We start from the raw sequence: 13,396 nt of genomic DNA, 5'->3' as shown, positions 1-13,396 counted from the left end.
CGCGCCGTTCGATCATTTGACCGTCTGATGCTGGCGCTTCGAGCTGGTCTGACGTTTCTTCGCGCGCTTCACGTTGCCGCCGGCGGTCACACGTTCGTTGCCCAGTACCTTCAGCGTCTGCTTTTTGGGTTTCTTGAACGCGGGCGCATCGCGGGTGATTTTCACTGCCCTCACCGTGCGCGGCGCGCGGCCCTTCGTCTCGCGTTCGGCGGCTTCGCCTGCGCTCGGAGGCATCGTGCTGCGCGTGCGGGTGGCGCGGGTTTTCGGAGCGGCGCCTTCGGGTCTCCAGATCACGAGCAGCTTGCCGATATGCTGAATAGGCGCGGCGTTCAGGCGATCGCAGATTTCGTCGTAGATTTCGACGCGTGCTTCGCGTTCGTCGCCGAATACGCGGACCTTGATGAGCTGATGCGCTTCCAGGTGGACGTTGATTTCCTTCAGCACGGCATCGGTCAGACCCTCCGCGCCGACGAGCACGACGGGCTTGAGCGCATGGGCCTGGGAGCGCAGATCGGCGCGTTCGGCGGGGGAGAGTTTAAGAGCTGGCATGAGAAATTTCGGACTCGACTAAAATGTGGGCGGCGTGAGGTAGATTCGCGAGGCGGTTTGAACACGCTGCAGCGAAAGCGCACGGCTTCGTGCCGGATCTTCGGCGCATCGGTCGCGCCACCGCCCACCAGAAACAGAACAGGCCGGATGCACGGGTTTTCGGAGCGCGAGCGCGCCGAGGACCGGTCCGGCCGACAAGACGCGTATTATCCGCTAAAAGCCTCGCGCGATGCAGCAAAATACGCACCGGGCGTGCTGTCAGCGCGCCACATGAGCTCAGTTTGAATGGCAAAGAACCGTTTTAATCATTCGTGGTTGCATGACCACATCAACGATCCCTACGTAAAGATGGCGCAGCGCGAGGGCTATCGCGCGCGCGCCGCATACAAGCTGAAGGAGATCGACGAGCAGGACAAACTCATCAAGCCGGGTCAGGTCATCGTCGATCTCGGCTCGACGCCCGGCTCCTGGAGCCAGTACGCGCGCAACAAACTCGCGCAGGGCGCGAAGCGCGATGCCGAGCGCCAGGGCGGCATCGACGGCACGATCATCGCGCTGGATATTCTGCCGATGGAGCCGATTTCGGACGTCACGTTCATCCAGGGCGACTTTCGCGAGGACGAAGTGCTTGCGCAACTCGATGAAATCGTCGGCGAGCGTCAGGTGGACCTTGTAATCTCCGACATGGCCCCCAACCTCTCAGGCGTGGCGAGTGCGGATGCCGCGCGCATCGAGCATCTATGCGATCTGGCGCTGGAGTTCGCGCAGAACCATCTGAAACCGGAGGGTGCGCTGCTGGTCAAATGTTTTCACGGCAGCGGATACAGCCAGATCGTTGAGAAGTTCAAGCAACAGTTCAAGGTGGTTGCGCCACGCAAGCCGAAAGCTTCTCGCGACAAATCGTCGGAGACTTTTATTCTCGGGCGGCGGCTCAAGCAACCGAACTGAACGGCCCGCTCGAGCGATTCGGCGAATTACGGCGATATTTTCGCGGAATATGCCGAAAAAAACCTCTCTGCCGCTATTTGTGCGGTAGTTAAACCTTATGGCAGGGGTTAGCGGTCTGGATTAGAATGCTTTGGTGGCGTCGCAAGGTTTATGTAGGCGCCCGTCTATGAGTGAGGAGTGGTGCTTTGAACAACAATATGTTCTCTAAAGCGGCAGTGTGGCTCGTGATCGCACTGGTGCTGTTTACGGTGTTCAAGCAGTTCGATAAGCCCCGCGTCCAGGAAGGTGTGTCCTATTCGCAGTTCATGGACGACGCGAAGAACGGCAAAGTCAAGAACGTCACCGTTCAGGGCCGCAATCTGACGGTCACTCCGAACGACGGCCAGAAGTACCAGATCGTGTCGCCCGGCGACATATGGATGGTCGGCGACTTGATGAAATACGGCGTTCAGGTCAGCGGCAAGGCTGACGATGAACCGAATGCGCTCGTCTCCGCGCTGTACTACCTCGGACCTACGATCCTGATCATCGGCTTCTGGTTCTACATGATGAGGCAGATGCAGGGAGGCGGCAAAGGCGGGGCGTTTTCGTTCGGCAAGTCGCGAGCGCGGCTGATCGACGAAAACAACAACGCAATCAATTTCACCGACGTCGCGGGTTGCGACGAAGCCAAGGAAGAAGTCTCGGAACTCGTGGACTTCCTGCGCGACCCGCAGAAATTCCAAAAGCTCGGCGGACGCATTCCGCGCGGCGTGCTGCTGGTCGGCCCGCCGGGAACCGGTAAGACGCTGCTGGCGCGCGCCATCGCGGGCGAAGCGAAAGTGCCGTTCTTCAGCATTTCGGGTTCGGACTTCGTCGAAATGTTCGTCGGCGTGGGCGCGGCTCGTGTGCGCGACATGTTCGAGCAGGCGAAGAAGCATGCGCCGTGTATCGTGTTCATCGACGAAATCGACGCGGTTGGCCGTCATCGCGGCGCCGGCATGGGCGGCGGCAACGACGAGCGCGAGCAGACGCTGAACCAGATGCTCGTCGAGATGGACGGCTTCGAGGCGAATTCCGGTGTGATCGTGATCGCGGCGACGAACCGTTCGGACGTGCTGGACAAGGCGCTGCTCCGTCCGGGCCGTTTCGACCGTCAGGTCTATGTCGGTCTGCCGGATATCCGCGGCCGCGAGCACATCATGAAGGTGCACCTGCGCAAGGTGCCTATCGCGAACGACGTCGATGCATCGGTCATCGCGCGCGGCACGCCGGGTTTCTCGGGCGCCGATCTCGCGAATCTCGTGAACGAGGCTGCGCTGTTCGCGGCGCGTCGCGGCAAGCGCATCGTCGAGATGCAGGATTTCGAGGACGCGAAGGACAAGATCTTCATGGGTCCGGAGCGCAAATCGGCTGTGATGCGCGAAGAAGAGCGTCGCAATACGGCATACCACGAGTCGGGTCACGCGGTGGTTGCGAAGCTGCTTCCGCATGCCGATCCGGTGCACAAGGTCACGATCATGCCGCGCGGCTGGGCGCTGGGCGTTACGTGGCAGTTGCCCGAGCATGACCGCGTGAACCTGTATCGCGACAAGATGCTGGAGGAAATCGCGATCCTGTTCGGTGGCCGCGCAGCGGAGGAAGTGTTCCTGAATTCGATGTCGACCGGTGCGTCGAACGACTTCGAGCGCGCAACGAAGATGGCGCGCGACATGGTGACGCGCTACGGCATGTCCGACGTGCTCGGCACGATGGTCTACGTCGATACGGAAGACAACGGCATGTTCGGCAAGATGGGCGCGAAGTCGGTGTCCGAAGCCACGCAGCAGAAGGTCGATGCGGAAATCCGCCGCATCCTCGACGAGCAATATGCGCTCGCCCGGAAGCTGCTGGAAGACAACCGCGACAAGGTCGAAGCGATGACCAAGGCGCTGCTCGAATGGGAAACCATCGACGCGGACCAGATTGGCGACATCATGTCGGATCGTCCGCCGCGTCCGCCGAAGAACATGCCGCCGCCGTCCGGCGACACGCCATCCGGTGGTAGCAGCGGCACCGAGGTCAAACCGGGCAACGCGCCGGCAACGGCCTGAGTTTCCTGCATGAGTTCATGGGCCGGTGTGCATAGCACGCCGGCCCATTTTCACTTTATGGCGTCCGTTTTTAATCAGGTGCTGAACGCGGCGCCGTCTCCGTCCCTCCGTTCCGTTCTATCCGCTTGGCCACTTCAACCCCATCCCCGATTTCAGCCGCGCCGCTCCAATGCGGACGCTTCACGCTGACCTTCGACCGCCCGCTCGTCATGGGCATTCTCAACGTTACGCCGGACTCGTTCTCCGATGGCGGCCGCTTCATTTCGCGCGACGCCGCACTGGCTCGCGCCGAGCAGATGCTCGCCGACGGCGCCGACATGATCGATATCGGCGGTGAATCCACGCGTCCCGGCGCGCCGCCCGTGCCGCTCGACGAGGAACTCGAGCGCGTGGTGCCGATAGTCGAGGCATTGCGCGCCGTTCGAGTGCCGCTTTCCGTCGACACGTACAAACCAGCCGTGATGCGCGCCGCGCTCGACGCCGGCGCGGACATGATCAACGACATCTGGGGCTTGCGTCAGGACGGCGCGATCGACGCCGTCAAGGGCAGCAACTGCGGACTTTGCGTGATGCACATGCTCGGCGAGCCGCGCACAATGCAGCTTCACGAGCCGGTGTACGAAGACGTCGTCGCCGACGTGCGCGCGTTCTTCGCGGAGCGCGTCGCCGCACTCGGGCGCGCGGGCATTGCGACAGACCGCATCAGTCTCGATCCGGGTTACGGCTTCGGCAAGACGGTCGAGCATAATTACGCGTTGCTCGCGCATCTCACGGACACGTCGCCCGCCGGGACGAACTTTCCGTTGCTCGCGGGCATGTCGCGCAAGTCGATGCTTGGCGCCGTCACCGGACGCGGCGCGGGCGAGCGGCTCGCGGCGAGCGTCGCCGCGGCGGTGTGCGCGGCAGAGCGGGGCGCGGCCATCATCCGCGTCCACGATGTCGCCGAAACCGTCGATGCGCTGAAAGTCTGGCAGGCAACAAAGAATGCTGCCGGGAATGGGCATTATTGACACTGGCCTCATTCATCAGCAATTTGGGCGCAGGCGCGCGCCGATAGAACTCATTAACTAAAATCGTGGACCGATACGATGCGCCGAACGGTCGCGAGGAGGGTCAAGCAACAATGGCACGTCAATATTTTGGAACCGACGGCATCCGCGGCCGCGTAGGCGTCGCGCCGATCACGCCGGATTTCGTACTCAAGCTCGGCTACGCGGCCGGAAAGGTGCTTGCGGGCGCCGACCGCGCACAGCAAAAGAAGGGCAATCGTCCGACGGTATTGATCGGCAAGGACACGCGCGTGTCGGGCTACATGCTCGAAGCCGCGCTGGAATCCGGCTTTTCGGCGGCGGGTGTCGACGTGATGCTGGCCGGCCCGATGCCGACGCCTGGCGTCGCCTATCTGACGCGTGCACTGCGGCTGTCGGCGGGCGTCGTGATCAGCGCGTCGCACAATCCGTACGACGACAACGGCATCAAATTTTTCTCCGCCGACGGCAACAAGCTGCCCGACGAAGTCGAACTGGAAATCGAGCGCCAGCTCGAGCAGCCGATGGAATGCGCGCCTTCCGAGCGCCTCGGTAAAGCCCGGCGTCTGGATGATGCAGGCGGACGCTACATCGAATTCTGCAAGAGCACCTTTCCCGCGAGTTTCGACTTGCGCGGTCTGAAGCTCGTCGTCGATTGCGCGCACGGCGCCGCATATGACGTCGCGCCGCACGTTTTCCATGAACTCGGCGCGGAAGTCGTGTCGATCGGCGTGTCGCCGAACGGCTTCAACATCAACGACGGCGTTGGCGCGACCGCCCCGGACGCGCTCGTGCGCGCGGTGGTCGAGCACAAGGCGGATATCGGCATCGCGCTCGACGGCGACGCGGACCGTCTGCAGGTCGTCGATTCGTCCGGCCGTCTCTATAACGGCGACGAATTGCTCTACGTGCTGGTCAAGGATCGCATCGCGACCGATGGCAAGGTGGAAGGCGCAGTCGGCACGCTGATGACCAACATGGCCGTCGAGGTGGCGCTGAAGGAGGCGGGCGTGCAGTTCGTGCGCGCGGCGGTCGGCGACCGCTACGTCCTCGAAAAATTGCGCGAGAACGGCTGGCTGCTGGGCGCGGAAGGCTCGGGCCACATCCTTTCGCTGGACCGTCACTCGACCGGCGACGGCATCGTCTCGGCGCTCCTCGTGCTAGCAGCGATCCAGCGCAGCGGCAAGTCGCTCGCCGATCTGCTTCGCGGCGTCAGCCTGTTCCCGCAAAAGCTCATCAACGTGCGGATGAGCGCGGGCGCGGACTGGAAAGGCAGCGCCGCGATTCGCCGCGCGGTCGAGCAAGCCGAGCAATCCCTCCAATCGCACGGCCGCGTCTTGATTCGCGCGTCGGGAACCGAACCGGTCTTGCGCGTGATGGTGGAAGCATCGGCGCAACAGGACGCGGTTCGATACGCGGAAACGATTGCGCAGGTCGTAAAGGACGCGACTTCGTAGGCGTTCACTGAAGTTCGTCGCGTTTCGCTAAAAGCGGGCTTCGGCCCGCTTTTTTATTTGCGCCGCTGGCTTGACGGATCGGCTGTGATCAAACTTTCAGCACGTAAGCGCATTGACATGCTGGCTTCACGATTAGTCATATTACTGTCACAGACTCCTCCTATATTTCGCGGTGTCGTCTACACGCTCACGCGACACACGCTCACTACTGGAGATTAAGAATGAAATTGATGCAAACCGCGCTGGCCGGCCTGATTGGTGCAGTGTTCGCCATCTCCGCTCAAGCAGCCGACATCACCGGCGCGGGTTCCACCTTTGCAGCGCCGATCTACACGAAGTGGGCGGACGCCTACCAGAAAACGGGCGGCGGCAAGGTGAACTACCAAGGCATCGGCTCGTCGGGCGGTATCAAGCAAATCATCGCGAAGACCGTGGATTTCGCGGGCTCGGACGCTCCGCTGAAAGACGACGAACTCGCGAAGAACGGCCTGTTCCAGTTCCCGACGGTCGTCGGCGGCGTGGTGCCGGTCATCAACGTGCCGGGCGTGAAGGCTGGCGAAGTGACGCTATCGGGCCAGGTGCTCGGCGACATCTACCTCGGCAAGATCAAGAAGTGGAACGACCCGGAAATCGCCGCGCTGAACCCGAAGGTCAAGCTGCCGGATACGGACATCGCGGTCGTGCGGCGCGCCGACGGCTCCGGCACGAGCTTCATCTGGACGAACTATCTGTCGAAGGTGAACACCGAGTGGAAGTCGAAGGTCGGCGAAGGTTCGACGGTCAACTGGCCGACGGGCACGGGCGGCAAGGGCAACGACGGCGTCGCGGCATTCGTGCAGCGTCTGCCGGGCGCGATCGGCTACGTCGAATGGGCGTACGCGAAGCAGAACAAGATGACCTACGTCGGCATGAAGAATTCGGCCGGCACGGTCGTCGAGCCGAAGACCGACACGTTCAAGGCAGCGGCAGCGGGCGCGGACTGGTCGAAGTCGTTCTATCAGATTCTGACGGACGAGCCGGGCAAGAACGCATGGCCGATCGTCGGCGCGACCTTCGTGCTGCTGCACGCGACGCAAGAGAAGCCGGCGCAGGGCACGGAAACGCTGAAATTCTTCGACTGGGCGTTCAAGAACGGCGGCCAGGCTGCGAACGATCTCGACTATATCTCGCTGCCGGATTCGGTCGTCGCCGAAATCAAGACGCAATGGAAGGCGAAGGTCAAGGACGCATCGGGCAAGGCGGTCGCGGAATAAGGGAAGCAAGCAGTCGTTTGAAACTGTCCTAAGCTTCTGATTCGCGGGACAGCAACGCAGCAAGGAAGCCGCGCGGCGAGCCAACGTTCGCCGCGCGGTCTGACACGTAGCGAAACCAAGGCTCCCATGTCGGACATCAACCTATCGTCGGCCGTGCCGGCGGCGCATACGCAGCGCGCGCCGAGCCGCATCGGCGACATCATTTTCGGCGGCGTGACGCGGCTTGCGGCTGTCATCACGCTGCTCCTGCTCGGCGGCATCATCGTTTCGCTGATCATCGCGTCGATGCCGACCATTCAGAAATTCGGCCTCTCGTTCCTCTGGCGTTCGGAATGGGATCCGCCCAGCGACTCGTTCGGGGCGCTCGTGCCCATCTACGGCACGATTGCGACGTCGATCATCGCGCTCATCATCGCGGTGCCGGTGAGCTTCGGCATCGCGCTCTTTCTGACCGAACTGTCGCCCGCGTGGCTGCGCCGTCCGCTCGGCGTCGCGATCGAACTTCTCGCGGCGATTCCGTCGATCGTCTACGGCATGTGGGGCCTGCTCGTGTTCGCGCCGATCTTCGCGCAATACTTCGAAAAGCCCCTCGGCAAGCTGCTCGGCGACGTGCCCCTGATCGGCATCTTCTTTCAAGGCGCGCCGATCGGCATCGGCATTCTGTGCGCCGGCGTGATTCTCGCGATCATGATCATTCCGTACATCGCATCCGTGATGCGCGACGTGTTCGAAGTGACGCCCGTGCTGCTGAAGGAATCGGCATACGGCATCGGCTGCACGACGTGGGAAGTCATGTGGAAGATCGTGCTGCCCTATACGCGCGCCGGCGTGATCGGCGGCGTCATGCTCGGCCTCGGCCGCGCGCTCGGCGAGACGATGGCTGTGACGTTCGTCATCGGCAATACGAACCTGCTCGACAACGTGTCGCTCTTCTCGCCCGGCAACAGCATCACCTCGGCGCTCGCGAACGAATTCGCGGAAGCGAGTCCGGGCCTGCATACGTCGGCGTTGATGGAGCTCGGTCTGATTCTTTTCGTCATCACGTTCTTCGTGCTCGCGCTCTCGAAGCTGATGCTTCTGCGCATGGAACGCGGGGAGGGCCGTAAATAATGAGCCGTCCCGCTACGTTCAACCAGGATTCGAGCCGCGTGGAAGCCACGCGTCAGAAGCTGCAGCGCCGCCGCCGCGGCACGAACGCGGTTGCGCTGACGCTCTCGCTCGCCGCGATGGCCTTCGGCCTCATCTGGCTCGTGTGGATTCTCTTCACGACGCTCAGGCTCGGCATCGGCGGGTTGTCGGTCGATCTGTTCACGCAATCGACGCCGCCGCCGAACACCGATGGCGGCGGTCTCGCCAACGCGATCGTCGGCTCGCTGATGCTCGTCGTGCTCGCAACGTTCGTCGGCACGCCGCTCGGCATTCTCGCGGGCGTCTACCTCGCGGAGTACGGCCAGAAGCGCTGGCTCGCGAGCGTCACGCGCTTCATCAACGACATCTTGCTGTCGGCGCCTTCGATCGTCGTCGGTCTCTTCGTGTATGCGATCGTCGTCGCGAAGATGGGCCGCTTCTCGGGCTGGGCCGGCGTGATCGCGCTGGCGCTGCTGCAGATTCCGATCGTGATCCGCACGACGGAAAACATGCTGAAGCTCGTGCCGAACGCATTGCGCGAAGCCGCGTTCGCACTCGGTACGCCCAAGTGGAAGATGGTGATGTCGATCACGCTGAAGGCGTCGGTGGGCGGCATCGTGACGGGCGTGTTGCTGGCGGTCGCGCGTATCGCGGGCGAAACCGCGCCGCTGCTTTTCACGGCGCTGTCGAATCAATTTTTCTCGTGGGACATGAACCAGCCGGTGGCCAATTTGCCGGTGACGATCTACAAGTTCGCGATGAGTCCGTTCCCGCAGTGGCAATCGCTCGCGTGGGCCGGTGTGTTCCTGATTACGCTCGGCGTGCTGGGTCTGAATATCCTGGCGCGCGCGATCTTCTCGAAGAAATAAGGGTGGAGTGATTCCATGAACATGGTCGAAAGCGGTGTCAACCACCAGGAAAAGCAGATCGAGCGCGGACCGGTGCCGGGCAGCGTGCGCCCGACGCACAGTTCGCAGCCTGCCGATTCCATCAAGCCGAAGATCGAGGTGAACAACCTCAACTTCTTCTACAACAAGTATCACGCGCTGAAGAACATCAACCTGCGCATTCCCGAGAAGAAAGTGACGGCGTTCATCGGTCCGTCGGGCTGCGGCAAGTCCACGCTTCTGCGCACGTTCAACAAGATGTATGCGCTTTATCCGGAGCAGCGCGCCGAAGGCGAAATCCTGATGGACGGCACGAACCTGCTCGACACGACGAAGGATATTTCGCTCCTGCGCGCGCGCGTCGGCATGGTGTTCCAGAAGCCGACGCCGTTCCCGATGTCGATCTACGACAACATCGCGTTCGGCGTGAAGATGTTCGAGCAACTGTCGCGCTCGGAAATGGATGACCGCGTCGAATGGGCGCTCACGAAAGCCGCGCTCTGGACCGAAGTAAAGGACAAGTTGCAGCAAAGCGGCTACGGTCTGTCGGGTGGCCAGCAGCAGCGTCTGTGCATCGCGCGCGGCATCGCGATTCGTCCGGAAGTGCTGCTGCTGGACGAACCTTGCTCGGCGCTCGACCCGATTTCGACGGGCCGTATCGAAGAGCTGATCGCCGAACTGAAAAGCGATTACACGGTTGTCATCGTCACGCACAACATGCAGCAGGCGGCGCGTTGTTCGGACTACACTGCCTATATGTATCTCGGTGAATTGATCGAGTTCGGCGACACCGAAAAGATCTTCATCAAGCCGGCCCGCAAGGAAACGGAAGACTACATCACGGGCCGCTTCGGCTGATCGTCAGCCAGGTGAAACAGAAGGCTTAAGGAGCATATATGTCCGATAAACATCTTTCGAGCCAGTTCGACGCCGATCTCAACGCGGTGTCGTCGAAAGTGCTGGAAATGGGCGGTCTGGTCGAGTCGCAGATCATCGCGGCGATGCAGGCGCTGAACGAATTCGACATCGGCATCGCGGATCAGGTGATCGCGGCCGAAGCGCGTCTGAACATGATGGAAGTCGAGATCGACGAAGAGTGCAGCAACATCATCGCGCGCCGTCAGCCGGCTGCGCGTGACTTGCGTCTGTTGATGGCGATCTCGAAGACGATCACGAATCTCGAACGCGCCGGCGACGAAGCGGAGAAGATCGCCAAGCGCGTGAAGCGCATCAACGAAGACGGCGCGGGCCGCACGGTGAACATCGCCGAGATCAAGCTGTCGGGCGAAATGGCGGTATCGATCCTGCGCCGCGCGCTCGATGCGTTCGCGCGTCTCGACACGGTTGCCGCCGCGCAGATCGTGCGCGACGACAAGGCCATCGACGAGGAATTCCGCGCCTTCGTGCGCAAGCTCGTGACGTACATGATGGAAGATCCGCGCACGATTTCGGCGGGCCTCGATTATCTGTTCATCGCGAAAGCGGTGGAGCGCATCGGCGATCACGCGAAGAACATCGCTGAGTTCATCATCTACATCGTCAAGGGCACCGACGTGCGGCATATTTCGCGCGATCAGCTCGAACGTGAGGCGCTGAGTTAATCGCGCGCAATCGTTTCATTTCAAGCAAAAGGTCAAGAGGTGCCGATGCCCAGCAGTATCCTCGTCGTCGAAGACGAACCCGCGATCTCCGAACTGATTTCGGTGAACCTTCAACATGCGGGACATTGCCCGATTCGTGCGTATAACGCGGAACAGGCGCAAAACCTGATCAGCGACGTGCTGCCCGATCTCGTGTTGCTCGACTGGATGTTGCCGGGCAAGTCGGGCATCGCGTTCGCGCGAGAGCTGCGCAACAACGAGCGCACGAAGCACATTCCGATCATCATGCTGACAGCGCGCGGCGACGAGCAGGACAAGGTGCTCGGCCTCGAAATCGGCGCGGACGATTACGTCACGAAGCCGTTCTCGCCGAAGGAACTGATGGCGCGCATCAAGGCGGTGTTGCGCCGGCGCGCGCCGCAGTTGACCGAAGACGTCGTCGCGATCAACGGGCTGCGTCTCGATCCGGCGACGCATCGCGTGGCGGCGAGTCATTCGGGCAACGACATCAAGCTCGATCTCGGTCCGACGGAATTTCGCCTGCTGCACTTTTTCATGACGCATCCTGAGCGCGTGCACAGCCGCACGCAATTGCTGGATCAGGTGTGGGGCGATCACGTGTTCGTCGAAGAGCGCACGGTCGATGTGCATATCAAGCGTCTGCGTGCTGCGCTCAAGCCGGCGGGTTGCGATGCTATGATCGAAACGGTGCGCGGCAGCGGATACCGGCTTGCGAAGAGCGCCTGAGTTCTGCTTCAACGTTATCCGCTTTAACTTGCCGCATCAACGTCACTCAGACTCACCGACAACATGAACATCATCTGGACGCGTGCGATCGTGTCCCTCGCGCTGCTCGCCGCGCTCTGCGCCGCGATCGGCGCATTCGCGGGCTTGCGCATCGCGCTTGCCTTCGCGGTGCTCATGCTCGTCGTGCAGGGCTTCTTCGTCACGTATCACATGCAGCGCCTCTGGCGTCTGCTCGAAGCGCCGGTCTACGGCGAGGTGCCGAGCGCCCTCGGCATCTGGGGCGAGATCTACTATCGCCTGCACAAGCTCGCGAAGCGCTGGCACGCGCAAGTGCGTCAGGTCGAGCAACAGCATGCGCGCTTCATTCAGGCGATCCAGGCGTCACCGAACGGCGTCGCGATGCTCGACGATCACGATCAGATCGAGTGGTGTAACGACATCGCCGAGAAGCACTTCGGTCTCGATGCGAAGCGCGACTTGCGCCAGCACATCACGCATCTCGTGCGCAATCCCGATTTCGTCCGCTATCTGAACGCGCACCACTACGAAGAGATGCTCGTGATGCGCGGCATGGGCGTGAATCGCAAATACACGGTTTCGGTGCAGGTGTTTCCGTACGGCGACAATCGCAAGCTGCTTCTGACGCAAGACATTACCGAACTGGAGCGCACGGATTCGATGCGCCGCGATTTCGTCGCCAATGTCTCGCATGAGTTGAAGACGCCGCTTACCGTGCTATCCGGCTTTCTCGAAACCATGCGTGAGTTGCCGCTCGATGAAGCCGATCGCATGCGTTATCTCGACATGATGGAGCAGCAGGCGTCGCGCATGCAGAACATCGTGCGCGATCTGCTCGTGCTCGCGAATCTCGAAGGCGACATGCGGCCGCCTGGCGATGAACTGCTGGATATGCGCGCCGTGCTGCGTCATTTGGAAGACGACGCGAACAATCTGTCGAACGGGCGCCATCGCATCACGTTTCATAGCGACGATGCGCTGACGGTTGCGGGCGTCGAGACCGAAGTGATGAGCGCGCTCGGCAATCTCGTGACCAACGCCGTGCGTTATACGCCTGATGGCGGGACCATCGAGGTGACGTGGCAGCGCATGAAGGATCGTGCGGTTTTCACGGTGCGGGATACGGGGCTCGGGATTCCTGCGGAGCATATTCCGCGTTTGACGGAGCGGTTTTATCGAGTGGATCGGAGCCGGTCGCGGGATACGGGGGGGACAGGGCTTGGGCTTGCCATCGTCAAGCATGTGCTGCAACGGCACGGTGCAGAGCTCGACGTTAAAAGCGAAGTGGGGAAGGGGAGTATGTTTATCGTGAGGTTTCCGGGGTCGCGGACAGCGTTTAGGAAGTCGCTTGCGGCTTGAGTGGGTTCTGGTGATTGTCGCCGGATCCCGTTGTCGTGTCGGGCTTGTGCTTGTTTGCTTCCGCTTTCGTAGAATCCTGTTTTCGCGTCGGTCTATTAGCACTGCCCCTGTGCGGGGCGGCAGTCACTTTCTTTGCTGCTGCAAAGAAAGTAACTGTATTGAGCGTCAAGGGTTGAGTTGGTAAGGATCATGGTTTTGGGGGATTCCAAGTTGTGCCGTCGCGCATCATGGCGTTGAGCTGGGTGGGCATCTTGCGCATTGCTGCGACGAAGGCGACTTTGGTCTTTTTGCCTCTGGCGCGCAGGCGGTCGCAAAACGCCTTGATGTGCGCGTTGGATCGCTGGGCGGC

General features: G+C 61.6%; 12 protein-coding genes. 11 read left to right on the top strand and 1 reads right to left on the bottom strand.

What is annotated here, in order from left to right:
- Positions 1 to 12 precede the first annotated feature (12 nt).
- On the bottom strand, positions 13 to 549 hold the full coding sequence (locus tag NCS00_RS09915; RefSeq protein ID WP_034473509.1) for a YhbY family RNA-binding protein: 537 nt from the start codon (positions 547 to 549) through the stop codon (positions 13 to 15).
- A 285-nt stretch (positions 550 to 834) separates the two neighbouring features.
- Between NCS00_RS09915 and NCS00_RS09910 the strand changes: the two genes are divergently transcribed.
- The 11 genes from NCS00_RS09910 to phoR all read left to right on the top strand — a co-directional run bounded on the left by NCS00_RS09910 (position 835) and on the right by phoR (position 13,047).
- On the top strand, positions 835 to 1,497 hold the full coding sequence (locus NCS00_RS09910) for an RlmE family RNA methyltransferase (protein WP_008342044.1): 663 nt from the start codon (positions 835 to 837) through the stop codon (positions 1,495 to 1,497).
- A 185-nt stretch (positions 1,498 to 1,682) separates the two neighbouring features.
- On the top strand, positions 1,683 to 3,569 hold the full coding sequence (gene ftsH, locus NCS00_RS09905; protein ID WP_008342043.1) for an ATP-dependent zinc metalloprotease FtsH: 1,887 nt from the start codon (positions 1,683 to 1,685) through the stop codon (positions 3,567 to 3,569).
- A gap of 209 nt (positions 3,570 to 3,778) precedes the next feature.
- Complete coding sequence (folP, locus tag NCS00_RS09900) at positions 3,779 to 4,579, top strand: dihydropteroate synthase (protein ID WP_175980486.1); 801 nt, start codon at positions 3,779 to 3,781, stop codon at positions 4,577 to 4,579.
- A gap of 113 nt (positions 4,580 to 4,692) precedes the next feature.
- Entirely contained in the window at positions 4,693 to 6,054 is a 1,362-nt protein-coding gene (gene glmM, locus NCS00_RS09895) for a phosphoglucosamine mutase (protein WP_008342040.1), read from the top strand.
- 221 nt (positions 6,055 to 6,275) lie between these two features.
- A complete protein-coding gene (gene pstS / locus NCS00_RS09890; protein WP_008342038.1) occupies positions 6,276 to 7,307 on the top strand; it encodes a phosphate ABC transporter substrate-binding protein PstS in 1,032 nt (343 codons plus the stop codon).
- A 126-nt stretch (positions 7,308 to 7,433) separates the two neighbouring features.
- The gene (pstC, locus tag NCS00_RS09885) at positions 7,434 to 8,417 is read left to right on the top strand and encodes a phosphate ABC transporter permease PstC (protein WP_008342037.1); all 984 of its coding nucleotides are present in this window, start codon (positions 7,434 to 7,436) and stop codon (positions 8,415 to 8,417) included.
- Positions 8,417 to 9,304 carry a phosphate ABC transporter permease PstA gene (pstA, locus tag NCS00_RS09880; RefSeq protein WP_008342035.1) on the top strand — a complete coding sequence of 296 codons (888 nt, stop codon included), beginning with the start codon at positions 8,417 to 8,419 and terminating at the stop codon, positions 9,302 to 9,304. The genes pstC and pstA overlap by 1 nt, the downstream gene beginning before the upstream one ends.
- Positions 9,305 to 9,319: 15 nt before the next feature.
- On the top strand, positions 9,320 to 10,180 hold the full coding sequence (gene pstB, locus NCS00_RS09875) for a phosphate ABC transporter ATP-binding protein PstB (protein ID WP_008342032.1): 861 nt from the start codon (positions 9,320 to 9,322) through the stop codon (positions 10,178 to 10,180).
- 38 nt (positions 10,181 to 10,218) lie between these two features.
- Entirely contained in the window at positions 10,219 to 10,923 is a 705-nt protein-coding gene (gene phoU / locus NCS00_RS09870; protein ID WP_008342031.1) for a phosphate signaling complex protein PhoU, read from the top strand.
- Between the two features lie 45 nt (positions 10,924 to 10,968).
- Positions 10,969 to 11,670 carry a phosphate regulon transcriptional regulator PhoB gene (gene phoB / locus NCS00_RS09865; protein WP_008342029.1) on the top strand — a complete coding sequence of 234 codons (702 nt, stop codon included), beginning with the start codon at positions 10,969 to 10,971 and terminating at the stop codon, positions 11,668 to 11,670.
- Between the two features lie 63 nt (positions 11,671 to 11,733).
- Positions 11,734 to 13,047, top strand: coding sequence for a phosphate regulon sensor histidine kinase PhoR (phoR, locus tag NCS00_RS09860; protein WP_008342027.1), 1,314 nt, complete (start codon positions 11,734 to 11,736; stop codon positions 13,045 to 13,047).
- Positions 13,048 to 13,396: the final 349 nt, after the last annotated feature.

The organism is Caballeronia sp. AZ1_KS37, from assembly GCF_023631165.1.
In the GTDB taxonomy this organism is placed as follows: Bacteria; Pseudomonadota; Gammaproteobacteria; order Burkholderiales; family Burkholderiaceae; genus Caballeronia; species Caballeronia zhejiangensis.
Note: the sequence above shows the minus strand (reverse complement) of the source record. Positions and strands in the feature narration are given on the sequence as shown.

Coding starts and splice junctions, on each gene's coding strand:
- glmM (WP_008342040.1), top strand. CDS start 4,693: ATGGCACGTCAATATTTTGGAACCGACGGCATCCGCGGCCGCGTAGGC.
- NCS00_RS09910 (WP_008342044.1), top strand. CDS start 835: ATGGCAAAGAACCGTTTTAATCATTCGTGGTTGCATGACCACATCAAC.
- NCS00_RS09915 (WP_034473509.1), bottom strand. CDS start 549: ATGCCAGCTCTTAAACTCTCCCCCGCCGAACGCGCCGATCTGCGCTCC.
- phoR (WP_008342027.1), top strand. CDS start 11,734: ATGAACATCATCTGGACGCGTGCGATCGTGTCCCTCGCGCTGCTCGCC.
- pstS (WP_008342038.1), top strand. CDS start 6,276: ATGAAATTGATGCAAACCGCGCTGGCCGGCCTGATTGGTGCAGTGTTC.
- folP (WP_175980486.1), top strand. CDS start 3,779: ATGGGCATTCTCAACGTTACGCCGGACTCGTTCTCCGATGGCGGCCGC.
- phoU (WP_008342031.1), top strand. CDS start 10,219: ATGTCCGATAAACATCTTTCGAGCCAGTTCGACGCCGATCTCAACGCG.
- pstC (WP_008342037.1), top strand. CDS start 7,434: ATGTCGGACATCAACCTATCGTCGGCCGTGCCGGCGGCGCATACGCAG.
- pstB (WP_008342032.1), top strand. CDS start 9,320: ATGAACATGGTCGAAAGCGGTGTCAACCACCAGGAAAAGCAGATCGAG.
- phoB (WP_008342029.1), top strand. CDS start 10,969: ATGCCCAGCAGTATCCTCGTCGTCGAAGACGAACCCGCGATCTCCGAA.
- pstA (WP_008342035.1), top strand. CDS start 8,417: ATGAGCCGTCCCGCTACGTTCAACCAGGATTCGAGCCGCGTGGAAGCC.